Below are 23,786 nucleotides of genomic sequence, written 5' to 3' on the forward strand. Positions count from 1 at the left end.
GCGTCTCAGCCACGAGCGGCCTCCATGACGGCCCGGTCGACGTCGACGCCGGCGGCCTCGGCGGCGCGGCGGGCCTCCAGGGCCCGCCGGTAGTCGCGCGGCATGATCACGCTGAACTGCTCCGACCAGCGACCCCAGTCGGCCAGCAGCGCGCCGGCCACGGGCGACTCGGTGTCGGCGGCGTAGCGCACCAGCACGTCGCGCAGCCACTGCGCGGCCTCGCCGTCCAGCGGCTCGACGTCGACCATCTCGCTGTTCACCCGGTGCCGGGCGAGGTCCAGGACGTAGCCGACGCCGCCGGACATGCCGGCCGCGATGTTGCGGCCGGTCGGCCCGAGGATCACCGCGCGGCCGCCGGTCATGTACTCCAGCGCGTGGTCGCCCACGCCCTCGACGACGGCGAGCGCGCCGGAGTTGCGGACGCAGAACCGCTCGCCGACCCGGCCGCGCAGGAAGATCTCCCCGCTGGTCGCGCCGTAGCCGATCACGTTGCCGGCGATGACGTTGTCCTCGGCGGCGAACGACGCCTCGCGGGACGGCCGGACGACGATCCGCCCGCCCGAGAGGCCCTTGCCGACGTAGTCGTTGGCGTCACCGAACAGCCGCATGGTGATCCCGCGCGGCACGAAGGCGCCGAACGACTGCCCGGCCGACCCGCCGAAGGTGAGGTCGATCGTGCCGTCGGGCAGGCCCTCACCGCCGAAGCGGCGGGTGACCATCGACCCCAGCATCGTGCCGACGGTGCGGTTGACGTTGCGCACCGGCAGCTCGAGCGTGACCGGCCGCGCGTCGAGCAGCGCGCCCTCGCACAGCTGGATCAGGGTCTGGTCCAGGGCGACGTCCAGCCCGTGGTCCTGGGTGCGGACCGCGCGGCGCGGGGCGCCCTCGGGCAGCTCCGGGACGGCGAGCACCGGCGAGAGGTCCAGGCCCGCGGCCTTCCAGTGACCGACCGCCTTGCGGGTGTCGAGCAGCTCGGCGTGCCCGATGGCCTCGTCGATCGAGCGGAAGCCCAGCTCGGCCAGGTAGGAGCGCACCTGCTCGGCGAGGAACTCGAAGAAGGTGACCACGAACTCCGGCCGCCCGGTGAACCGCTTGCGCAGCTCCGGGTTCTGCGTGGCCACGCCGACCGGGCAGGTGTCCAGGTGGCAGACCCGCATCATCACGCACCCGGAGACCACCAGCGGCGCCGTCGCGAAGCCGAACTCCTCGGCGCCCAGCAGCGCGGCCACGATGACGTCGCGGCCGGTCTTCATCTGGCCGTCGACCTGCACCACGATCCGGTCGCGCAGGCCGTTGGCCAGCAGCGTCTGCTGCGTCTCGGCCAGGCCCAGCTCCCACGGGGAGCCCGCGTGCTTCAGCGAGGTCAGCGGCGCGGCACCGGTGCCGCCGTCGAACCCGGAGATCAGCACCACGTCGGCGTGCGCCTTGCTGACGCCGGCCGCGACCGTCCCGACCCCTACCTCGGCGACCAGCTTGACGTGGACCCGGGCCGTGTCGTTGGCGTTCTTCAGGTCGTGGATCAGCTGCTTGAGGTCTTCGATCGAGTAGATGTCGTGGTGCGGCGGCGGGCTGATCAGGCCGACGCCCGGCGTCGAGTGCCGGGTGCGGGCCACCCACGGGTAGACCTTGGCGCCGGGCAGCTGGCCGCCCTCGCCGGGCTTGGCGCCCTGGGCCATCTTGATCTGGATGTCGTCGGCGTTGACCAGGTACTCGCTGGTGACGCCGAACCGGCCCGAGGCCACCTGCTTGATCGCCGAGCGGCGCAGGTCGCCGTTCGGGTCCGGGGAGAACCGGTCGGGGTCTTCCCCGCCCTCACCGGTGTTCGAGCGCCCGCCGAGGCGGTTCATGGCGATGGCGAGGGTCTCGTGCGCCTCCTGCGAGATGGAGCCGTAGCTCATCGCGCCGGTGTTGAAGCGCTTGACGATCGCGCTGACGGGCTCCACCTCGTCCAGCGGCACGGGCGGCCGCACGCCGGTCCGCAGGGTGAACAGCCCGCGCAGCGTGGCGGCGTCCTCGGACATCTGGTCGACCGCCTGCGTGTACTTCTCGAAGACGTCGTACTGCCGCGACCGGGTGGCGTGCTGCAGCAGGAACACCGTCTCGGGGTTGAACAGGTGCACCTCGCCCTCGCGGCGCCACTGGTACTCGCCACCGGTCTCCAGCCGGCGGTGCGCCCGCTCGGTGGGGTTCTCCGGGTAGGCGCGGCGGTGGCGCATGGCCACCTCCTCGGCCAGCACGTCGATGCCGACGCCGCCCAGGGGGGCGGAGGTGCCGGTGAAGTACTCGTCGACCAGGTCCTGGGACAGCCCGACGGCCTCGAAGATCTGCGCCATCGTGTACGAGCCGACGGTGCTGATGCCCATCTTGCTCATGACCTTCAGGACGCCCTTGCCGAGCGCCTTGACCACGTTGCGCACCGCCTGGGCGGGCTCGACGCCGGTCAGGACGCCGTCGCGGATGAGGTCCTCGATCGACTCGAACGCCAGGTACGGGTTGACCGCGGCGGCGCCGTAGCCGAGCAGCAGGGCCACGTGGTGGACCTCGCGGCAGTCGCCGGACTCGACGACGAGACCGACCTCCATGCGGGTCTTCTCCCGCACCAGGTGGTGGTGCACGGCGGCGGTCATCAGCAACGACGGGATCGGTGCCCGCTTCTCGTCGCAGTCCCGGTCGGAGAGCACGATGATGCGGGCGCCGGCGGAGATCGCCTTGCTCACCTTGGTGCGCAGCTGCTCGATCGACTCGGCCAGCGCCGTCCCGCCGCCGTTGACGTCGAAGTGACCGGTGATCCGGACGGCGGCGTAACCGGGCAGGTCGCCGTCGTCGTCGATGTGCAGGATCTTGGCCAGCTCGTCGTTGTCGATGACCGGGAACGGCAGGTGCACCTGCCGGCAGGACGCCGGGGAGGCGGCGAGCAGGTTCTGCTCGGGCCCGAAGGTCCGGCCGAGGCTGGTCACCAGCTCCTCGCGGATGGCGTCCAGCGGCGGGTTGGTCACCTGGGCGAACAGCTGCCCGAAGTAGTCGTAGAGCAGCCGGGAGCGGTCCGACAGCGGGGCGATCGGCGTGTCGGTGCCCATCGACCCGATCGGCTCCGCGCCGCTGGCGGCCATCGGGGTGACCAGCAGGCGCAGGTCCTCCTCGGTGTAGCCGAAGAGCATCTGCCGGCGGACGACCGACTCGTGGCTGGGCCGCGACCGCCGGCGCTCGGGCAGCGCGGGCAGGTGCACCAGGCCGGCGTGCAGCCAGTCCTCGTACGGCTGGGCCGCGGCCAGGGCGCCCTTGACCTCCTCGTCGGAGACGATCCGCCCGGAGGCGGTGTCGACGAGGAACATCCGGCCCGGCTGCAGCCGGCCCTTGGCGACGACGTCGGCGGCCGGGATGTCGAGCACGCCGACCTCGCTGGCCATGACGACCAGGTCGTCCTTGGTCTGCCACCAGCGGCCCGGGCGCAGGCCGTTGCGGTCGAGGACCGCGCCGATCAGCGTGCCGTCGGTGAAGCAGACCGCGGCCGGCCCGTCCCACGGCTCCATGATCGAGGAGTGGAACCGGTAGAAGGCCCGGCGGGCCGGGTCCATCTCGTCGTGGTTCTCCCACGCCTCCGGGATCATCATGAGCACCGCGTGCGGCAGCGAGCGGCCGGACAGGTGCAGCAGCTCCAGCACCTCGTCGAAGGTGGCCGAGTCGCTGAAGTCGCTGGCGGTGACCGGGAAGATCCGGTCCAGCCCCAGCTCCGACGCCGGGCCGGCGGGGCCGTCGAACAGCTCGGTGGCCAGCTTGGCCTCGCGGGCCCGCATGCGGTTGCGGTTGCCCTTGATGGTGTTGATCTCGCCGTTGTGCGCGATGAAGCGGAAGGGGTGGGCCAGCGGCCAGCTCGGGAAGGTGTTGGTCGAGAACCGGCTGTGCACCAGCGCGATCGCCGACTCGTAGCGCTCGTCGCGCAGGTCGGGGAAGAACAGCGGCAGCTGGTCGGTGGTCAGCATGCCCTTGTAGGTGATCGTCCGCGACGACAGCGAGGTGATGTACAGCGAGCTCCCGGCGTCCACGGCGGCCCGCTCGGCCCGCTTGCGGAGCACGAAGGAGCGCCGCTCGAGGCGGGTGACCCCGTTGCACACCACGGTCCCGCCGAAGGCGGTGGCGTCGGCGCGGCCGGCCATCGTCTCGGCGACGAAGAGCTGGGCGAAGTGCGGCATGACCGCGCGCGCCGTGGGCCCGAGGTCGGCACCGTCGGGGTCGACGGGGACGTCGCGCCAGCCGAGGACGGTGAGGCCCTCCTCCTCGGCGAGCCGGGCGACGTCCTCGACGCGGGCGGCCCGCTCCGCCCCGTCGGCCGGCATGAAGGCGATGCCGACCGAGTACTCGCCCAGCGGCGGCAGGTCGAAGTCGACGCCGGCGCGCAGCAGCGCGTCGGGGATCTGGGTGAGGATGCCGGCACCGTCGCCGGAGTTCGGCTCGGAGCCCGCGGCACCCCGGTGGTCGAGGTTGTGCAGGGCGGTGAGACCGGCCTGCACGATGCGGCGGCTGCGCCGGCCGCGGGCGTCGGCCACGAAGGCCACGCCGCAGGCGTCCTTGTCGTTCGCCGGGTCGTACAGGCCCCGGGCCGGGGGCACGGCCGAGAAGGGGACTGCCGTGGTGGCGGGGGCGGGAAGGTCGGTCATGTCACTCCCGTCGTCGGCGCACCGTCGTGCCCTCGGGCGAGGGGTGGACGGGGGCTGGAGCCCGGGCCGGAGGTCAAGGGCGGCGGAGCTGGCGGCACGTGCGGAGCGCGCGGTGCGGGCGGACACAGGTGCCCCGACCGTCGGTGGCGCGCGAGCCCACCGGTTGGTGCCGGTGAGCCGTCGTCCGCGGGGCAGCGCTGGCCCGGTCCGACACTACGACCCGCTCGGGATCGCCGGCGGGTCAGCCCGAAGCGTACACAGCTGTAACACCGGCCTGACACCGCCGGAGCCGATCCGTGACGCGACGGCGAGATATCGGTGAACCCTGGCCGGACCTGCGCGGTTCCCGGGTTCCTCAGGCGGTGGACGGCGGCCGGTGATCGTCCTCACGCACCCGCTCCCCGGCCGCCGTCCGGGGCTCGTCCGGCTCCCCCACCAGCGGCTTCTCGCCATCCGCGGTATCGCGGTCACCACGGGTGATGACCTCGCGCGGCCGGCCACGCTGCCAGATGAAGTAGGCCACAGCCAGCAGCCCGACGACGATCGAGGTGAACACGTTGATCCGGACGCCGAAGAACGTCTCGGCCGGGTCCGTGCGGAGCAGCTCGATCCACAGCCGGCCGGCGCAGTAGGCGGCGACGTACAGCGCGAACGCGCGACCGTGCCCCAGCCGGAACCGGCGGTCGGCCCAGATGACCAGCGCGGCCGCGGCCAGGTTCCACAACATCTCGTAGAGGAACGTCGGGTGGAAGGTGCCCAGCACCACCGGCTCGCCGTCGGCCCCGGTGACCGCCCGCCCACCGCTCCACTCGTAGATCGTCAGCGCCCACGGCAGGTCGGTGGGACCGCCGTAGAGCTCGTTGTTGAACCAGTTGCCCAGCCGGCCGATCGCCTGGGCGACCAGCAGGCCGGGGGCCAGCGCGTCGCCGAAGGCCGGCAGCGGGATGCCCCGGCGCCGGCAGGCGATCCAGGCACCCACTCCCCCGAGCGCGATGGCGCCCCAGATGCCCAGCCCGCCCTCCCAGATGGCGAACGCCCGGAGCGGGTCGCCGTCCTCGCCGAAGTACGGCCGGGGGCTGGAGATCACGTGGTAGAGCCGGCCGCCGACGATGCCGAAGGGCACCGCCCAGACCGCGATGTCGAGGACGTCCTCGGCCGCGCCTCCCCGGGCCACCCACCGCTTCTGGGTCAGGACGACGGCGACGATGATCCCGGCGACGATGCACAGCGCGTACGCGCGCACCGGGAAGGGGCCCAGCTCCCAGACCCCCTGCGTGGGGCTCGGGATGGCGGCCAGGGTGTCGGCGACGCCGGTCATGCCCGGACACCCTTCGCCAGGTCCTCGGACAGCGCGCGCACGCCGTCGGCGCCGCGGCCCTCCAGCATCTCGCGGACGTAGGCCGAGCCGACGATGACGCCGTCGGCGAAGCCGGCCACCTCGGCGGCCTGGCTGCCGTTCGAGACGCCGAGCCCGACGCACACGGCCAGCCCCGGCGCCGCCTCCCGGGTCCGGACCACCAGCGCCTCCGCCGCGTCGCCGACGGTCGCCCGGGTGCCGGTGACGCCCATGGTGGACGCGGCGTAGACGAAGCCGCGGCAGGCAGCGGTGGTGGAGCGCAGCCGGGCGTCGGTGGAGGACGGCGCGACGAGGAAGACCCGGTCGAGGTCATGCTCCTCGGCCGCCGCCAGCCAGCCGGCCGCCTCGTCGGGGATCAGGTCGGGGGTGATCGCGCCCGCTCCCCCGGCCGCGGCGAGGTCGGCGGCGAACCGTTCGACGCCGTAGCGCTCGATCGGGTTCCAGTAGCTCATGACGACCGGCACGGCGCCGGCCGCGGCGACCGCGGCGACGGCCCGCAGCACGTCGCGCATGCCCACCCCGGCCCGGACCGCGGCGTCCACCGCCTCCTGGATGACCGGCCCGTCCATGCCCGGGTCGCTGTAGGGGATGCCGATCTCGATGACGTCGGCGCCACCTTCGACCGCGGCCACCATCGCGGCGATCGACTCGTCGACCGTCGGGTAGCCGACCGGGAGGTAGGCGATCAGCGCGGCGCGGTCCTGCGCCCGGGCGGCGGCGATGCGGTTCCCGAGGGCGCTCACAGCTCCTCCCCCGCGTCGGGACCGGCGACCGCCTCGTCGTTGCTCACGGCCCCCTCCGTCGGGTTCTGGTCGGTGTCGAGCCCCGGGCCCGGGTCGACCTCCTCGCGGTCGCCCAGCCCGAACCACCGCGAGGCGGTCTCCACGTCCTTGTCGCCGCGGCCGGAGAGGTTCACCAGCAGCAGCGCCGGCTCATCCCCCCGCCCGCCGGCCCCCCGGCCACCGACCTCCCGGCCCAGCTTCATCACACCGGCCAGGGCGTGCGCCGACTCGATCGCCGGGATGATGCCCTCGGTGCGGCAGAGCAGGGCGAAGGCCTCCATGGCCTCGGCGTCGGTGATCGCGCGGTACTCGGCTCGCCCGATGTCGTGCAGGTAGGAGTGCTCGGGTCCGACGCCGGGGTAGTCCAGGCCGGCGCTGATCGAGTGCGACTCGACCGTCTGGCCGTTGTCGTCCTGCAGCAGGTACGAGCGGGCGCCGTGCAGCACGCCGGGGGTGCCGCCGGTGATGGTGGCCGCGTGCCGGCCGGTGTCCACGCCGTCGCCGCCGGCCTCCAGGCCGATCAGCCGGACGCCGTCGTCGGGGACGAAGGCGGTGAAGATGCCGATCGCGTTGGAGCCGCCGCCCACGCAGGCCAGGACGGCGTCGGGCAGCCGCCCCTCCCGCTCGAGCACCTGGCCGCGCGCCTCGTCGCCGATGACCCGCTGGAAGTCGCGGACCATCGCCGGGAACGGGTGCGGGCCGGCGACGGTGCCGAAGACGTAGTTGGTCGTCTCGACGTTGGTCACCCAGTCGCGGAAGGCCTCGTTGATCGCGTCCTTGAGGGTGCGCGAGCCGGTGGTGACCGGGACGACCTCGGCGCCGAGCAGCCGCATGCGCGCGACGTTCAGCGCCTGGCGCCGGGTGTCCTCCTCGCCCATGTAGACCGTGCAGGACAACCCCATCAGCGCGGCGGCGGTCGCCGTCGCCACGCCGTGCTGACCGGCGCCGGTCTCGGCGATGACCCGCTGCTTGCCGATCCGCTTGGTCAGCAGCGCCTGGCCCAGCACATTGTTGATCTTGTGCGAGCCGGTGTGGTTGAGGTCCTCCCGCTTGAGCAGGACACGGGCGCCGCCGCAGTGCTCGGCGAACTTGGGCACCTCGGTGACCGGGCTGGGCCGGCCGGTGTAGTCCCGCTGGAGCCGGGCGAACTCGGCGAGGAAGGCCGGGTCGACGCGCATGGCCTCGTAGGCCTCGGTCAGCTCGTCGAGGGCGGCGATGAGCGCCTCGGGGACGAAGCGGCCGCCGAACACCCCGAAGTGGCCCGTCCGGTCCGGCCAGCCCGGGCGCGCCGGGAGGGAGAGTTCTCCGGGCTGCGGCGGGCTGGTCGTCGTCATGCGTCCAGTGTCCCGCGCCCGAACCGGTTGCCGGTGGAGGGGGTCAGCGGGAGGTGCGCGGGGTGGCCGGGTGCGAGCCGGCCGTGACCAGGTCGGCGACCGCCTGGCGCGGGTCGCCGGCGGTGACCAGGCCTTCTCCCACGAGGACGGCATCGGCCCCGGCGCCGGCGTAGCCGATCAGGTCGTGCGGGCCGCGGACGCCGGACTCGGCGACCTTGACCACCTCCGACGGCAGCCCCGGGGCGATCTTCTCGAACGTGGACCGGTCGACCTGCAGCGTGGTGAGGTCGCGGGCGTTGACCCCGATGACCGACGCCCCGGCGGCCATCGCGCGGTCGGCCTCGGCCTCGGTGTGCACCTCGACCAGCGCCGTCATGCCGAGCGACTCCACCCGCTCGAGCAGCCCCACGAGGACGTTCTGCTCCAGGGCGGCCACGATCAGCAGGACGACGTCCGCGCCGTGGGCGCGGGCCTCGTGCACCTGGTAGCTGCTGACGACGAAGTCCTTGCACAGCACCGGGACGTCGACGACCGCGCGCACGGCGTCCAGGTCGGCCTGCGAGCCGAGGAACTTGCGCCGTTCGGTGAGCACGGAGATGACCCGGGCGCCACCGGCGGCGTACTGCTGGGCCAGCCGGGCGGGGTCGGCGATGTCGGCGAGGTCGCCCTTGCTCGGGCTGCGCCGCTTCACCTCGGCGATGACGCCCACACCGGGGGCCTTGAGGGCGGCCAGCGCGTCGAGTGCCGGCCGGGCCGCCCGCGCGGCGGCCTTCACCTCGTCCAGCGGCCTGGCCGCCTCGCGGACGGCGAGGTCGGCGCGGACGCCGGCGATGATCTCGTCGAGCACGTTCACGGCGTGGTCGCAGCCTCGGCCGAGGTCAGGTCGTTGCTCATCGGCGCCACTGCCTCCTACGTCGGTCCCGAGCGGTCGGGTTGACCCACTCTAGAGGCGGCCCGGATGCCTTCCGGCCCGGGGGCCGGGAAGACGGGTCCGGCCGGTTCCGCTACCGGCCGGGCCCGGTCCGGGGCGCCGGCGGGGGCTCGGTCGGGTCCTCCCCGCGGTCGAGCGCCTTCCAGGCGTCGTCGGCGCGCTGCTCGGCCGAACGGGCCGGCGCCGTCCCGGGGGTGCGCTCGTAGCGCCGGCCCATCGCCGGCCAGGAGCTGCCGCGCACGGCCGCCAGCAGCCCGGCGGCGACCGCCAGCAGGCCGGCGACGACGGCGAGCACCGGCCAGGCCGCCGCGACGTCGACGGTCGTGCCGGTGACGCCTGTGCCGCCCACGCCGGGCAGGTCCGCGGCGGCGTCGGCCACGCCGCCGGTGAGGACCCGGACGCCCGACCACAGCAGGGCGCCGCCCGCGACCGCCATCAGCAGCCCGACGACCGCGCGGCCCGCGCCGCGCACCGCCAGCAGCGCCACGGCGGCGGCCAGCAGGACCAGGCCGGCCGCGGCCACGAGCGGCGCGGCGTCGCCACCGGTCAGCGTCCCGGTCACCGGCGGCAGCGGCGCCCGGCGCTGGGCGGTCACGTCGGCCCACCGCTGGCCGGTGGCCGACAGCGCGAGCGCGCCGGCCAGGACCGCTCCCCCGACGACGGACGCGAGCTCCCGGCGGGCCCGGCCGTCCGGGGCGGCCGCGCCATCGGGCGCGCTCACCCGGTCTCCGCGGGCAGCTCCCGCAGCCCTTCGGCCGTCGCGATGGCCGAGAGCACCGCACGGGCCTTGTGCCGGGTCTCCGCCTCCTCGGTGGCGGCGTCGCTGTCGGCCACGATCCCGGCCCCGGCCTGCACGTAGGCCCGCCCCTGGTGCAGGACCGCGGTGCGGATGGCGATCGCCATGTCCATGTCGCCGCTGGCGTCGACGTAGCCGACGGTGCCGGCGTACAGCGCCCGCCGGGTCGGCTCGAGGGACTCGATGATCGTCATCGCGCTCGGCTTGGGCGCGCCGGAGACGGTGCCCGCGGGGAACGTGGCGTCGAAGACGTCGAGGGCGTCGCAGCCGGGGCTGACCTCGCCGGCGACGGTCGACACCAGGTGCATGACGTGGCTGTAGTGCTCCACGCGCATGAAGTCGGGCACCTCCACGCTGCCCGGCACGCAGACGCGTCCGAGGTCGTTGCGCGCGAGGTCGACGAGCATGACGTGCTCGGCCCGCTCCTTGGGGTCGGCGAGCAGGCCTTCGGCCAGGCGCACGTCCTCCTCCGGGGTCGCGCCGCGCGGCCGGGTGCCGGCCGGCGGGTGCACGACCGCCGACGACCCGGTCACCGTCACCAGCGCCTCCGGCGACGAGCCGACGACGTCGAAGGGGGTCTCCCGGCCGGCGAAGCGCAGGAGGTACATGTACGGCGACGGGTTCGTGGCGCGCAGCACCCGGTACAGGTCCAGCGCCTCGACGTCGGTGGCCACCTCGAACCGCTGGGCGAGCACCACCTGGAAGGCGTTCCCGGCCCGGATGTGCTCGCGCACCTGCTCCACGCCGTCCTGGTACACCCCGGGGGCCAGGTTGCTGCGCACCGACGGCGACACGTCCGCGGGCTCGAACACGGCCACCGCCGGTGCGGCCGGCCGGACCAGCGCGGCGGCCATCTCGTCCAGCCGGGCGACCGCGTCGTCGTACCCGCCCGCTCCCCCGCCGGCACCCCGCAGGGCGTTGGCGATCAGCAGCACGGACCCGTCGCTGTGGTCGAGCACGGCCAGGTCGGTGACCAGCATCATCGCCAGCTCCGGCATGCCCAGGTCGTCGGTGCTGGTCTCCGGCAGCCGCTCCAGGCGGCGCACCACGTCGTAGCCGAGGTAACCCACCAGGCCACCGGTCAGCGGGGGCAGGCCTGGGGCGCGGGGGGACCGCAGCCGCCGCGCCAGGACCCGGACCGCCTCCAGCGGGTCGTCCGGGAGGTCGTCGGTGAGCCCGGGGACCTGCTCGCCCAGCCACTGCGTGCAGCCGCCCTGCTCGGTGAGCACGCCCGCGCTGCGGACCCCCACGAAGCTGTACCGCGCCCACCGCTTGCCCTGCTCGGCCGACTCCAGGAGCACCGTCCCGGGGCGGTTGCCGGCCAGCTTCCGGTAGACGCCGACGGCGGTCTCGCCGTCGGCCAGCAGCCGCCGGGTGACCGGGACGACCGCCGCGCCCAGCGCCGCGAACTCCTCCCGCGAGGGCGAGGTCGCGCCGAACCTCACGAGGCGGCCCCCTGCACGGCGGGCAGCCCCCGGTGGAAGCAGCTGCGCTCGCCGGTGTGGCAGGCGGCGCCCTCCTGGTCGACCAGCACCAGCAGCGCGTCACCGTCGCAGTCGACGCGCACGTCACGCACCCACTGGCGGTGGCCCGAGGTCTCGCCCTTGACCCAGTACTCCTCCCGGCTGCGCGACCAGTACGTCGCGCGGCCGGAGGTCAGGGTGCGGTGCAGCGCCTCGTCGTCCATCCAGGCCAGCATCAGCACCTCGCGGGTGTCGTGCTGCTGGACGACGGCAGCGACCAGCCCGGCCGGGTCGCGGCGCAGCAGCGCGGCGACCTCGGGGGCCAGCGCGGGAGGAGACGGCTTCCTGGCGGACATGCCCGCAAGTGTGCCGTGCGCTGCGGTCAGCCCTGCGGGGCGGTGAACCAGTGCCGCCCGGCACCGAACAGGACCAGGCCGAGGGCGACCAGCGGAGCAGCCGCGAAGAAGAGGCTGAACGCCGCCACCACCCCGCCGAGGCCCTCGCCGGCCGCCGCCGGACCCAGCAGGTCGCCCAGCTGGGCCCACCAGTAGACGGTCAGCAGGAGCTGCCCGCCGTGCGCGGCGAGCAGCACCAGCCAGGCGACCCGGGTCCGCCGCACGAGCGCCAGGATGCCTGCGCCCACGAGCAGCACCACCGACACCAGCTGGACGATCGACAGCAGGTTGCCCTCGCGGGCGAACTCGTAGGCCTGGGTGGGCGCCCCGGTCGGGCTCTCCTCGATCGCCAGCTCGGCGAGGGAGGCGAAGAACCACACGTACAGCGAGGCGATCAGCACCAGCAGCGCCTGGACGAAGGTCAGCACCGCCGCGCCGACCACCTGGCCCGGCCGGCGGTCCGGTCGGGGCCCACCCGGGTACGGCGCCCCCGGGTAGGGCGCCCCCGGGTAGGGCGCCGGGTAGCCGTAGGGCGGCGGGGGGCCGTACCCCCAGGGCGGGGGCGGGCCGTACGCCGGCGCCCCGTAGCCGTACGGCGGCGTGGTGGGCGGCGGCCCGCTGTAGGCCGGTCCCGGCTCGGTCGGCGTCGTCGGGTCCGACCACGGGTCGCGCGGTGCGCTCACCGTGCCCCCTGCCCGCTCACCCGGACCCGCCCCGTCACAGAGCGGCCGCGAGCGCCCGGCCGGCGACCCGGCCGGAGAAGAGGCAGCCGCCGAGGAACGTGCCCTCCAGCGACCGGTAGCCGTGCACGCCACCGCCGCCGAACCCGGCGACCTCACCGGCGGCGTACAGCCCGGGGAAGACCTCGCCCCCGGGGTGCAGCACCCGGCCGGACAGGTCGGTCTCCAGGCCGCCGAGGCTCTTCCGGGTGATCAGGTTGAGCCGGACGGCGATGAGCGGCCCGGCCTCGGGGTCGAGGATGCGGTGCGGCGGCGCGACGCGGATGAGCTTGTCGCCGAGGTAGTTGCGGGCCCCGCGGATGGCGGTGACCTGCAGGTCCTTGGTGAACGGGTGGGCGATCTCCCGGTCGCGGGCCACGATCTCCCGCTCCACCCGGGCGAGGTCCAGCTCCGGCGTGCCGCCGGTGACGCGGTTCATCCCGGCGACGAGCTCCGGCAGGGTGCGGGCGACGACGAAGTCCTCCCCCCGGTCCAGGAACGCCTGGACCGGACCGGAGACCCCGGCCTTGACCCGGTTGAGCAGGAGCTTCACGTCCTTGCCGGTGAGGTCGGGGTTCTGCTCGGAGCCCGAGAGGGCGAACTCCTTCTCCACGATCTTGTGCGTGGCGACGAACCAGGTGTGCTCGTACCCGGTCTGCCCGATGTGGGCCAGCGTCCCGAGGGTGTCGAAGCCGGGGAAGAGCGGGACGGGCAGCCGCTGCCCGGTGGCGTCGAGCCACAGCGACGACGGCCCGGGCAGGATCCGGATGCCGTGCCGCGCCCACACCGGGGAGTGGTTGGCGATGCCCTCGGTGTAGTGCCACATCCGGTCGCCGTTGACCAGGCTGGCGCCGGCGGCCACGGTGGCCTGCTGCATCAGCCCGTCGACGTGCGCCGGGACGCCGGAGAGCAGCCGCTGCGGCGCGGGCCCCAGCCGGGCCGGCCAGTTCTCGCGGACCAGGTCGTGGTTGCCGCCGATCCCCCCGGAGGTGACCACGACGGCCTGCGCGGCGACCTCGAACTCCCCGACCTCGGCGCGGGAGCTCGCCTCGCCGCGGGCGACGTCGCTCGGCTCCAGGACGGCGCCCCGCACGCCGGTCACGGCCCCGTCGCTCACCACCAGCTCCGACACCCGGTGCCGGAACCGCAGCTGCACCAGGCCCGCCTCGACGGCGGCCCGGACCCGGCGCTCGAACGGCGCGACGATCCCCGGCCCGGTGCCCCACACGATGTGGAACCGCGGCACCGAGTTGCCGTGGCCGGTGGCGGTGTAGCCGCCGCGCTCGGCCCAGCCGACCACCGGGAAGAACCCGATGCCCTGCTCCTTGAGCCAGGCGCGCTTCTCACCGGCGGCGAACTGCAGGTAGGCCTCGGCCCACTGCCGCGGCCAGTGGTCGGTGTCGCGGTCGAACCCGGCGGTGCCGAACCAGTCCTGCCGGGCCAGCTCCAGCGAGTCGTGCACCCGCAGCCGCCGCTGCTCGGGCGAGTCGACGAGGAACAGCCCGCCGAAGGACCACCACGCCTGCCCGCCCAGGGACGCCTCGGGCTCCTGGTCGACCAGGACCACCCGCTTGCCGGCGTCGGCCAGCTCGGCGGTGGCGACCAGGCCGGCCAGCCCCGCCCCCACCACGACGACGTCGGCCTCGAAGCTGTCGGTGCGCGCGCTCACACCGGGGACGCTAGCGGGCCCGGCCGGACCTGCGCCGTCCCCCCGGTGAGCGACGCGCCGTCCGGCTGCGGGAGGTGGCAGGCCACGGGGTCGTGGTCCGCGCTGGTCCCGACGGAGCTCAGTGCCTGGTCTCGTACCTGGTGAGGACCACGCCGTCGGGAAACGTCCGGGTCTCCACCAGGGTCAGGTCCACCCAGTCGTCCAGTGCCGTGAAGAAGGGCGTGCCCCCGCCCAGCAGGACCGGATGGGTGACGATGGCGTACTCGTCGATCAGCCCGGCCCGCATGGCCGCCGCGGCGAGGGTGGCGCCGGCGACGTCCATGGGACCGCCGTCCTCGGTCTTGAGCCGGGTGATCTCGGTGACGGCGTCGCCGGTGACCAGGCGGGCGTTCCAGTCGACCGTGCTGGTCGTCGAGGAGAACACCACCTTCGGCATGTCCCGCCAGCGGCGGGCGTACTCGATGTGCGCCGGTGTGGCCCCGGGCTGCTGGTCGGCGGTCGGCCAGTGGGCGCTCATCGTCTCCCACAGCCTGCGCCCGTACAGCGCCAGGCCCGTGGCCCCCACCCGGTCGGACCACCACTGGAACAGCTCGTCGCTCGGCACGCTCCAGCCGAGGTCGTCGCCGGGCGCGGCGATGTAGCCGTCCAGGCTCAGGTTCATGCCGTAGGTCAGTCTCCGCATGGCGTCGCCTCCGGTGAGTCGGTGTTCGGCGTGCAGACCGACACGGCGCGGAGAACTCACCGGTCGGCCGGGTGCCTCAGCCGACCGGCTCGGGCTCGCCCGCCGAGGAGCGGCGCCACGAGGCGTGCAGCCGGGCGTAGGGGCCCTCGGCGTCGACCAGCTCCGCGTGCGTGCCGCGCTGCACGACGTGCCCGGCGTCGACCACCAGCACCTCGTCGGCCCGCTCGGCGGTGGAGAGCCGGTGCGCGATGGTGAGCGTGGTGCGGCCTGCGGTGAGGGTGTCCAGCGCCCGGGTCAGCCGCTGCTCGGTGGCGGGGTCGACGGCGCTGGTCGCCTCGTCGAGGACGAGCAGGTCGGGGTCGGCGACGTAGGCCCGGGCGACGGCGACCAGCTGCCGCTCGCCGGCCGACAGGGACTCCCCGCGCTGGCCCACCGCCGTCGTGACGCCGTCGGGCAGCCCGGCGAGCCAGCCGCCGAGCCCCAGGTCGTCGAACGCGGCGACGACGTCGGCGTCGGTCATGCCGGGCCGGCCGTAGCGCACGTTCTCGGCGACGGTCGCGTCGAACAGGAAGCCGTCCTGCGGCACCATGACCACCCGCGCGCGCAGCGAGGCGAACGCGACGTCGGCCAGCGGCACCCACCCGCCCGCGTCGGAGCCGAGCAGCACCCGGCCGGCGACCGGGTCCATGAGCCGGGTGACCAGCTTGGCGAACGTCGTCTTCCCCGAGCCGGTCTCCCCCACGATCGCCACCCGGGTGCGCGGGGCGATGGTGAGGTCGACGCCGTCCAGCGCGGCCCGCGCACCCGGCGCGTAGCGGAACGTGACGGCGTCGAAGCGGACGCCGAGCGGTCCCCCGGGGAGAGCGCGCACCCGGTCGGGGGCGGCGACGGCGGGATCCCGGACGTCGGGCTCGGTGTCGACGACGTCCAGCACCCGGCGGAAACCGGCGACGGCGTTCTGGGCCTCGTTGAGCACCTCGCTGGCGGTCTGCACCGGGGCGACGAAGAGGGTGACCAGGAAGAGGAACGCGACCAGGGTGCCGGCGGAGATGTCGCCGGCCAGGCCGAGCAGCACCCCGACGACCACCACGGCGGCGTTGGCCAGCGCCGCGACGAACTCGCCGCTGACGAAGACGGCGGCGGTCACCTTCTGCGCCTCCACCTGGGCGCGGTAGTGCCGGTCGATGGCGGCGTCCAGCCGGGCGGCGGTGCGGCCGCGCACGCCGTAGGCGCGCACGGTGGGGGCCCCGACCACCGACTCGGCGACGGCGGCGAGCACGTCGCCGACCCGCTCGCGGACCACGCCGTAGACCCGCACCAGCCGCTGGGCGAACCAGCGGACGGCGAAGACCAGCGGCACGAAGCAGACGAGGACCAGCAGGGTCAGCTGCCAGGAGTAGACGAACATGACCACGGTGGCGACGAGCAGCTGCCCCACGCTGACCAGTCCGAGGACGCCGCCCCACTGCATGAACACCGACAGCTGGTCGACGTCGCTGGTCACCCGGGACACCAGCGAGCCGCGGCGCTCGCCCTGCTGGTGCAGCACCGACAGGTCGTGCACGTGCCGGAACGCGCGGGCGCGCAGGTTGGCCAGCGCCGTCTCCGTCGTCCGGAACAGCCGGACGTTCATCCGGTAGACCGCCACGGCGGTGAGCACGACGACCACCGCGCAGCCGGCGATCAGCCAGGTGACCAGCCCGAGGTCCGCACCGTCGGGGGCGGCCAGCCCGCGGTCGATGACCTGCTGGACGGCGACGGGCACGACCACCCGGCCCGCGGTGGCGACCAGCGCCAGGGCGAAGGTGACCGGCAGCCCGCGCCGGAACTCCGGCATCATCCGCAGCCCGCGGCGCAGGGTGGCCATCGCCCCCTCGGTGCGCTGCGCCGGCCCGGTCACGCGGCCACCTCCGCCTGGGAGTAGGCGCGCACCAGGGCCGCGTAGCCGGGCACCCGGTCGATCAGCTCCGCGTGCGTGCCCCGGGCGACGGCGCGCCCGTCGGCCAGCCACACCACCTCGTCGGCGAGCGCGATCGTCGCCTGCCGGTAGGCCACGACCACGACCGTGGTCGGCGTCTCGCTGCCGCGCAGGGCGTCGAGGATGCGGGCCTCGACGGCGGGGTCGACGGCGCTCGTGGCGTCGTCCAGGACGAGCAGCCGGGGACGGCGGACCACGGCGCGGGCCAGGGCCAGCCGCTGCCGCTGACCGCCGGACAGCGAGGCGCCGCGCTCCCCCACCCGGGTGTCGAGACCCTCGGGCAGCGCCGTGACGAACTCGTCGGCGGCAGCCACGCGCAGCGCCGCCATGACGTCGTCGTCGGAGAACGGGGCGCCCAGGGTGACGTTGCCGCGGACGGTGTCGTCGAAGAGGAACGCGCTCTGCGCGACGAAGGCCGCCGAGGCGCTCAGCTCGCCCTCGCGCAGCCGGCGCAGGTCGACGCCGTCGAGCAGCACGCCGCCGCCGGCCGGGTCCACCAGGCGCACCAGGAGACCGGCCAGCGTCGACTTGCCCGAGCCGGTCGGCCCGACCACGGCCACGGTGCTCCCGGCGGCGACGTCGAAGGTGACCTCGCGCAGCGTCGGGCGGGACACCCCGTCGAAGGTGAAGCCGACGTCGCGGACGCCGATCCCGGCCCCGCCGGCAGCCGCGGTGGCGGCGTCCGGCCCGTACGGGGTCTCACCGGTCGCCTCGAGCACCGGGGTGACCCGGTCGAAGCCGGCCAGGGCGCGCGGCAGGTCGGCCAGCACCCAGCCGATGGCGCGGATCGGCAGCGCGAGCAGGGTGAACAGGTAGGCGATGGAGACCAGGTCGCCGGCGTCGGCGGCGCCGTCGGCGACCCGGTTCGCGCCGATGAGCAGGACGGCGAGCGTGCCCAGGTTGGGCAGCGCCTCCATCAACGGGTCGAACAGCCCGCGCACCCGGCCGACGGCGATCAGCCCGTCGCGCAGCTCCTCGGCCCGGGCGGTGAAGCGCTCGGTCTCGGTGTCCTCGCGGCCGAGCGTCTTGACGACGAGCGCGGCGTCGAAGCTCTCGTGCGCGATCTCGCTGACCTCGGCCCGCAGCTGCTGCGCCCGCTGCATCCGGGGGCTCATCACCTGCGAGTAGACGATGTTCGCCGCGAAGACCAGCGGGAAGACGACCAGGCCGACGACGGCGAGCAGCGGGTCGGTGAGCACGAGCGCCACGCTGGTGATCGCGATCATCACCAGCGCGCCGCAGGCGAAGGGCAGCGGCGCGACGAAGAACCAGGCCGACTCGACGTCGGAGTTGGCGTTGGACAGCAGCTGCCCGGTGGGGTGGCGCTGGTGCCAGGACAGCGGGAGCCGGAGGTACTGGCCGGTGACGCGGCGGCGGTACTCCGCCTGCAGCCGGTAGCTCATCACGCCGGCGAACAGCCGGCGGCCGAGGATGCCGACGATCTTCAGCAGGGCGACCCCGAGGATGGCGACGGCGGCGAGGGTGAGCGCGGTCGCGGTGGTGGCGCCCTCGTCGAAGGCGGGCAGCAGCACCCGGTCGGTGATCTCGCCGATGACGTACGCGCTGGCCACCGTCATCGCGCCGTAGAGGCTGCTGGCCAGCAGCGCCAGGCTGAACATGCGCGGCTGCTCGCGGACGGCCCGGCCGATGTGGCGGAGCCCGCGGCGCACGACGGCGTCTCGGCGGCGGGACACGGAGCTCCTCGGGGGTCGTAGCTGCGACCAGCATGCCACGCGGTCGTTAGGAGGGCTAAACGCCCGCGGCTGGTCCGCCCGGTCGGGTTTCGCCCCTCGGGCTTCCTCGGTAACTTCGCGAGGTGAGCGCCTCTTCCCTCCCCCTCCCTCTCCCGGACCGCGAGCGCGCGGCGCTCGCCGACCTGCTCGACGAGCTCGGCCCCGACGCGCCGACCTGCTGCGAGGGGTGGACCACCGCCCACCTCGCCGCGCACCTGGCCGTGCGCGACCGGCGTCCCGACGCCCTCCCGGGCTACGGCCTGGAGATGCTGCCCGGCGGCGCGCGCCTGGCCTGGTGGTCGCACCGGCTGGAGGACCGGCTGCGCGGGTCCACGCCGTACGCCGAGGTGGTCGACCAGGTCCGCAGCGGCCCGCCGTCGTGGTCGCCGATGGCCCTGCCGGCCGCCGCGAAGGCGTTCAACGTCTCGGAGTTCGCCATCCACCACGAGGACGTCCGTCGCGCCCGGCCCGGCTGGGAACCGCGGGTCCTCTCCCGCGAGGAGCAGGACCAGCTGTGGGCCGGCCTCGGGCTCTACGCACGCCGCGCCTCCGGCCGCCGCGGCCTGGTGCTCCGCCGCAGCGACGTGCCCGGCGCGGAGAAGCGCCTGGGCGAGGGCGGGCGCACGGTCACCGGCGAGCCGCTGGAGCTGATGCTGTGGGCGGCGGGCCGGCGCGACGTCGCCCGGGTGACGATCGGGTAGCAGCTCGACGGCCCATCCTCGCCCTGCCGGCGCAGCCGGGCGACCTTCCGCCTGTCTCTGGAGCGGCCCACTTCGAAACACCGCTGGCTACGTCAGGGGGTCGGGCAGCCCGGCCCGTTCCGCGCTGTTTCGCCGTTCAGGGACCGGCGAGGGCAGCCCGCCCTGCAGTAGCCCTGGCCGCGGCATCCAGAACCTCGGCGAGCCGCTCCGGCATGCTCAACTGAGGCGTGTGGGACGACTGCAGCCGGTCGACACGATCGGCCCGGGCGGACATGGCCTCTTGAGCTGCAACCGGAACTGCCTGGTCCTGGTCGCAGATGACATACGTGGTCTCGTGGCCGGCAGGGGGAGCTGAACTCGCTTCCGCCAGGAGCTGCAACGACGTCGGGACATAGCGGGGGTAGACCTCGCGTAGGAAGCGTTTCTCCTCGACATCGGCGCACAGCGCCTGTCGGACCACATCCGGGCTGTCGCTGACCCGGACCAGGCCCTCCTGTGGGTCTACCACCATCCACTCCGGAATCTGGCCGCCGAGCAGATCCGCGACTGACTGGCCCTTCTCGGGACGCAGGGCTGCCAGGTACACGCTGTGCCCGACCCCAGGATGGTCGGCCAACTCGGCGAGAACCATCCCGCCGCCGGAGTGGCCCACGAGGATCACGCCCGTACCGCAGCCGTCGACCACCCCCTGGACCGTCCGCACGTCGCCCGCCAGCCCGCCCCCACCGGCGTGATCGGAGCCTGCGCTGGGCAGGTCGACAACCTCGACCCGGTGGCCCTTCGCTGCCAGGGACGTTGCCGTGTCGTCCCAGATCCAACTGCGGCAGAAGGCACCGTGGATCAACACGAAGCTGGTCATGAGGGGAGGGTCCTCCCGCCGGCGTCGCGTCGACAAGGGCTGCCGCGCTGTCGGTGCCGACCGGTGTCGCCACTGCCCCTGAAGCCGCCTTCAGGGCGAACCGCCGGGCGCGGCACCGGTTCCGGCCCGCGGGTCACGGGACGAGGCGGACGGCGCCTCTGTCGGCGGACTGGGCGAAGGCGGCGTAGGCGCGCAGCGCGGCGGACACCGGCCGGTGCCGGTCCCGCGGGCGGTAGCCCCCGGCGGCCTCCAGCGCCGCCCGCCGGGACGCGAGCTCCGCCTCGCCGACCTCCAGCCGGATGCTCCGTCCCGGGATGTCGATGTCGACCGCATCGCCGTCCCGCACCAGGGCGATGACCCCGCCCGCCGCCGCCTCCGGGGAGACGTGCCCGATGGACAGCCCGGACGTCCCGCCCGAGAACCGGCCGTCGGTGACCAGCGCGCAGGCCGCGCCGAGGCCCCGGCCCTTCAGGAACGCGGTGGGGTACAGCATCTCCTGCATGCCCGGTCCGCCCCGCGGCCCCTCGTAGCGGACGACGACGACGTCACCGGCGCGCACCCGGCCGGCCAGGATCGCCTCGACGGCGTCCTCCTGGGACTCCACGACCACGGCCGGGCCGCGGAAGCGCATGATCGACTCGTCCACGCCGGCCGTCTTCACCACGCAGCCGTCGGGCGCCAGGTTGCCGCGCAGGACGGCGAGCCCCCCGTCGGCGGTGTAGGCGTGCGTCACCGACCGGATGCAGCCGGCCTCGGCGTCGAGGTCCAGGCTCTCCCACCGCTCCGACTGCGAGAACGCCGTCGCCGAGCGCCGGCACCCGGGTGCGGCGTGGAAGAGCTCGACCGCCTCCGGCGTCGCCCGGCCGCCCCGGACGTCTGAGTCGTCGAGCCAGCCGCGCAGGTCCGGGCTGTGCACCGATCGGACGTCGGCGCGCAGCAGCCCGGCGCGGTCCAGCTCGCCCAGGATGGCGGGCACGCCCCCGGCGCGGTGCACGTCCTCGACCAGGTGGACCCCGTTGGGTGCCACCTTCGCCAGGCACGGTGTCCTGCGGGAGATCCGGTCGACGTCGTCGAGGGTGAAGTCCAGCTCAGCCTCGGCGGCCGCGGCCAGCAGGTGCAGGATCGTGTTCGACGAGCCGCCCATGGCGATGTCCAGGGCCATCGCGTTCTCGAACGCCGCGCGGCCGGCGATCGCGCGCGGCAGCACCGAGGCGTCGTCGCGGTCGTAGTGGGCCCGGACCAGCTCCATGACCGTGGTTCCGGCCGCCTCGTACAGCTCGCGCCGGGCGGTGTGGGTGGCCAGCGTCGTCCCGTTGCCCGGCAGCGCGAGGCCGAGCGCCTCGGTCAGGCAGTTCATCGAGTTGGCGGTGAACATGCCCGAGCACGAACCGCAGGTCGGGCAGGCGTTCTCCTCGATCCGGCCGAGGTCGGCGTCGGACACCGACGGGCTGACCGAGTCGGCGATCGCCGAGACGAGGTTCAGGCCGGTGCGGACCGTGCCGTCCACCAGCGTCGCCGTGCCGCCCTCCATCGGGCCGCCGGAGACGAAGACGGTCGGGATGTCCAGGCGCAGGGCGGCCATTAGCATGCCCGGGGTGATCTTGTCGCAGTTGGAGATGCAGACCAGGGCGTCGGCGCAGTGCGCGGTGACCATGTACTCGACCGAGTCGGCGATCAGGTCCCGGGAGGGCAGCGAGTACAGCATCCCGCCGTGGCCCATGGCGATGCCGTCGTCGACCGCGATCGTGTTGAACTCCCGCGGCACGCCGCCGGCGGCGGAGACGGCGTCGGAGACGATCCGGCCGACCGGCTGCAGGTGGGTGTGACCGGGGACGAACTCGGTGAAGCTGTTGGCGACGGCGACGATCGGCTTGCCGATGTCGCCCCCGTCGACGCCGGCCGCGCGCAGCAGCGCGCGGGCTCCGGCCATGTTGCGGCCGTGGGTGACGGTCCGGGATCGCAGCTCTGCCATGCCCGCCAGTCAGCCACCCGGCGCCGGCGACCGGGTAGACGCTGCCGGTGCTAGCAGTGCCGGTACTAGGTTCGCGGCGTGACCCAGGAGGCGCGCCGCCGGGAGCTCGGCACCTTCCTCCGCAGCCGGCGGCAGGCGCTCTCCCGGGCGGACCTCGGCCTGCCGGACCCGCCGCGCCGGCGCAGCCCCGGCCTGCGTCGGGAGGAGGTCTCGGCCTTCGCCGGGGTGAGCGTCACCTGGTACACGTGGTTGGAGCAGGGGCGGGACATCCATCCCTCGCGCCAGGTGCTCGAGGCCCTCGGCCGGGTGCTGCGGCTGACCACCTCCGAGCTGCACTACCTGCTCTCCCTCGGGGACTTCGCCCCCGGCGTACCCGACGGCGACGGGCCCGTCCCGGACGCCGCTCCCCAGGCCACGCAGCGGTTCCTGGACAGCCTCCGGTTCCCCGCCTTCGCCGTCGCCGCGGACTGGACGATCGTCGGCTGGAACGCGGCCTACGCCGCCCTCTACGCCCGGATCGACGGCCTCGCGCCCGCCGACCGGAACCTGCTGTGGGTGGTGTTCACCGACCCGCACCTGCGCGAGATGCTGCCCGACTGGGCGGAGGACAGCCGGCACTTCGTCGCCGAGTTCCGGGCCGAGTCCGGCCGGCGGCTCGGCTCCCCCCGCCACTCGGCGCTCATCACCCGCCTGTCCGGGGCCAGCCCCGAGTTCCGGGAGCTGTGGGGCGACCTCCCCGTCGAGGGGTTCACCTCCCGCCGGCGCACGTTCGTGCACCCCGCGGCGGGACGGCTCGAGTTCGAGCAGCACCGGCTGGCTCCCGCCGACCACCCGGACCTGCACGTGGTGGCCTACGTGCCGGATCCGGGCAGCCACACCGCTGACTGGTTCGCCGGCCTCCCGGCCTAGTCGACGAGCGGGTGGTCGACCTCGTGCCGCACCGGCACGCCCGCGGCGGCGAGGGCGCCCTTCACGTCGCCGATCCGCAGCACCCCGAAGTGGAAGACGCTCGCGGCCAGCACCGCGTCGGCGCCAGCCTCGACCGCCGGCGGGAAGTGCTCGGCCGCGCCCGCTCCCCCGCTGGCGATGAGCGGCACGGAGACCTCGCGCCGCACCTGCGAGATCAGGTCGGTGTCGAACCCGGCCCGGGTGCCGTCGGCGTCCATCGAGTTGAGCAGGATCTCCCCCGCGCCCAGCTGCGCGGCGCGGATGCACCACTCGACGGCGTCCTGCCCGGTGCCGCGTCGCCCGCCGTGCGTGGTGATCTCGAAACCGGACTCCGTCCGCGCGCCGTCCCAGCAGCGCCGGGCGTCCAGCGACAGCACCAGCACCTGGTTGCCGAACCGGTCGGCGATCTCGGCGATCAGCTCCGGCCGGGCGACCGCAGCGGTGTTCACCGCGACCTTGTCCGCCCCCGCCCGCAGCAGCCGGTTCACGTCCTCCGGGCTGCGCACCCCGCCGCCGACGGTCAGCGGGATGAAGACGCTCTCCGCCGTCCGGCTGACCACGTCGTAGGTCGTGGCCCGGTCGCCGGAGCTCGCGGTGATGTCGAGGAAGGTGAGCTCGTCGGCGCCCTCGGCGTCGTAGACCCGGGCCATCTCCACCGGGTCGCCGGCGTCGCGCAGGTCGACGAAGTTGACGCCCTTCACGACCCGGCCGGCGTCGACGTCCAGGCAGGGGATCACGCGGACCGCGAGGCTCACGACGTCTCCTCGCTCACGCTCGTCGACGCCGCTCGCCTCGGACGGGCTCCGTCCCCG

18 protein-coding genes are annotated in these 23,786 nt (G+C 74.5%); 2 read left to right on the forward strand and 16 right to left on the reverse strand.

Annotated elements, in window-relative coordinates; all coding sequences use genetic code 11:
* Positions 1-5 precede the first annotated feature (5 nt).
* The 13 genes from gltB to O2W17_RS00475 form a co-directional block, all read right to left on the reverse strand.
* Positions 6-4,655 carry a glutamate synthase large subunit gene (gltB, locus tag O2W17_RS00415; RefSeq protein ID WP_269190414.1) on the reverse strand — a complete coding sequence of 1,550 codons (4,650 nt, stop codon included), beginning with the start codon at positions 4,653-4,655 and terminating at the stop codon, positions 6-8.
* A 355-nt stretch (positions 4,656-5,010) separates the two neighbouring features.
* Positions 5,011-5,973, reverse strand: coding sequence for a prolipoprotein diacylglyceryl transferase (gene lgt, locus O2W17_RS00420; RefSeq protein ID WP_269190415.1), 963 nt, complete (start codon positions 5,971-5,973; stop codon positions 5,011-5,013).
* The gene (trpA, locus tag O2W17_RS00425; RefSeq protein ID WP_269190416.1) at positions 5,970-6,755 is read right to left on the reverse strand and encodes a tryptophan synthase subunit alpha; all 786 of its coding nucleotides are present in this window, start codon (positions 6,753-6,755) and stop codon (positions 5,970-5,972) included. The genes lgt and trpA overlap by 4 nt, the downstream gene beginning before the upstream one ends.
* Complete coding sequence (trpB, locus tag O2W17_RS00430; protein ID WP_269190417.1) at positions 6,752-8,128, reverse strand: tryptophan synthase subunit beta; 1,377 nt, start codon at positions 8,126-8,128, stop codon at positions 6,752-6,754. The genes trpA and trpB overlap by 4 nt, the downstream gene beginning before the upstream one ends.
* Positions 8,129-8,171: 43 nt before the next feature.
* Positions 8,172-8,981, reverse strand: a complete 810-nt coding sequence (gene trpC, locus O2W17_RS00435; RefSeq protein ID WP_269190418.1) for an indole-3-glycerol phosphate synthase TrpC — start codon at positions 8,979-8,981, stop codon at positions 8,172-8,174.
* A 151-nt stretch (positions 8,982-9,132) separates the two neighbouring features.
* On the reverse strand, positions 9,133-9,780 hold the full coding sequence (locus O2W17_RS00440) for a Trp biosynthesis-associated membrane protein (protein ID WP_269190419.1): 648 nt from the start codon (positions 9,778-9,780) through the stop codon (positions 9,133-9,135).
* Complete coding sequence (locus O2W17_RS00445) at positions 9,777-11,300, reverse strand: anthranilate synthase component I (RefSeq protein ID WP_269190420.1); 1,524 nt, start codon at positions 11,298-11,300, stop codon at positions 9,777-9,779. Before O2W17_RS00445 ends, O2W17_RS00440 begins: the two co-directional genes overlap by 4 nt.
* The gene (hisI, locus tag O2W17_RS00450; protein ID WP_269190421.1) at positions 11,297-11,674 is read right to left on the reverse strand and encodes a phosphoribosyl-AMP cyclohydrolase; all 378 of its coding nucleotides are present in this window, start codon (positions 11,672-11,674) and stop codon (positions 11,297-11,299) included. The genes O2W17_RS00445 and hisI overlap by 4 nt, the downstream gene beginning before the upstream one ends.
* Before the next feature lie 26 nt (positions 11,675-11,700).
* Entirely contained in the window at positions 11,701-12,396 is a 696-nt protein-coding gene (locus O2W17_RS00455; protein WP_269190422.1) for a hypothetical protein, read from the reverse strand.
* A 34-nt stretch (positions 12,397-12,430) separates the two neighbouring features.
* Positions 12,431-14,101: an FAD-binding dehydrogenase gene (locus O2W17_RS00460; protein ID WP_269190423.1), complete on the reverse strand. Its 1,671-nt coding sequence runs from the start codon at positions 14,099-14,101 to the stop codon at positions 12,431-12,433.
* Positions 14,102-14,219: 118 nt separating this feature from the next.
* Positions 14,220-14,783 (reverse strand): dihydrofolate reductase family protein, encoded by a 564-nt coding sequence (locus tag O2W17_RS00465; RefSeq protein ID WP_269190424.1) that lies wholly within the window; start codon positions 14,781-14,783, stop codon positions 14,220-14,222.
* A 76-nt stretch (positions 14,784-14,859) separates the two neighbouring features.
* Complete coding sequence (locus O2W17_RS00470) at positions 14,860-16,683, reverse strand: ABC transporter ATP-binding protein (RefSeq protein WP_269190425.1); 1,824 nt, start codon at positions 16,681-16,683, stop codon at positions 14,860-14,862.
* On the reverse strand, positions 16,680-18,455 hold the full coding sequence (locus tag O2W17_RS00475; RefSeq protein WP_269190426.1) for an ABC transporter ATP-binding protein: 1,776 nt from the start codon (positions 18,453-18,455) through the stop codon (positions 16,680-16,682). The genes O2W17_RS00470 and O2W17_RS00475 overlap by 4 nt, the downstream gene beginning before the upstream one ends.
* A gap of 122 nt (positions 18,456-18,577) precedes the next feature.
* Here O2W17_RS00475 and O2W17_RS00480 point away from each other — a divergent pair, with 122 nt between their 5' ends.
* Positions 18,578-19,195 (forward strand): TIGR03085 family metal-binding protein, encoded by a 618-nt coding sequence (locus tag O2W17_RS00480; protein WP_269190427.1) that lies wholly within the window; start codon positions 18,578-18,580, stop codon positions 19,193-19,195.
* 136 nt (positions 19,196-19,331) lie between these two features.
* Here O2W17_RS00480 and O2W17_RS00485 read toward each other — a convergent pair whose 3' ends face one another.
* Together O2W17_RS00485 and ilvD are read right to left on the reverse strand one after the other, a co-directional pair.
* A complete protein-coding gene (locus O2W17_RS00485) occupies positions 19,332-20,054 on the reverse strand; it encodes an alpha/beta fold hydrolase (protein ID WP_269190428.1) in 723 nt (240 codons plus the stop codon).
* 133 nt (positions 20,055-20,187) lie between these two features.
* Positions 20,188-22,026, reverse strand: coding sequence for a dihydroxy-acid dehydratase (ilvD, locus tag O2W17_RS00490; protein ID WP_269190429.1), 1,839 nt, complete (start codon positions 22,024-22,026; stop codon positions 20,188-20,190).
* Positions 22,027-22,104: 78 nt separating this feature from the next.
* On the opposite strand from ilvD, the gene O2W17_RS00495 reads away from it, so the two are divergent.
* Positions 22,105-22,935 carry a helix-turn-helix transcriptional regulator gene (locus tag O2W17_RS00495; RefSeq protein ID WP_269190430.1) on the forward strand — a complete coding sequence of 277 codons (831 nt, stop codon included), beginning with the start codon at positions 22,105-22,107 and terminating at the stop codon, positions 22,933-22,935.
* On the opposite strand, the gene hisF is transcribed toward O2W17_RS00495, so the two are convergent.
* Positions 22,932-23,729, reverse strand: a complete 798-nt coding sequence (hisF, locus tag O2W17_RS00500; RefSeq protein ID WP_269190431.1) for an imidazole glycerol phosphate synthase subunit HisF — start codon at positions 23,727-23,729, stop codon at positions 22,932-22,934. The two genes, O2W17_RS00495 and hisF, sit on opposite strands and share 4 nt — an antisense overlap.
* Positions 23,730-23,786 lie beyond the last annotated feature (57 nt).

It is taken from the genome of Blastococcus sp. VKM Ac-2987 (assembly GCF_026967805.1).
Classification (GTDB): Bacteria; Actinomycetota; Actinomycetes; order Mycobacteriales; family Geodermatophilaceae; genus Blastococcus.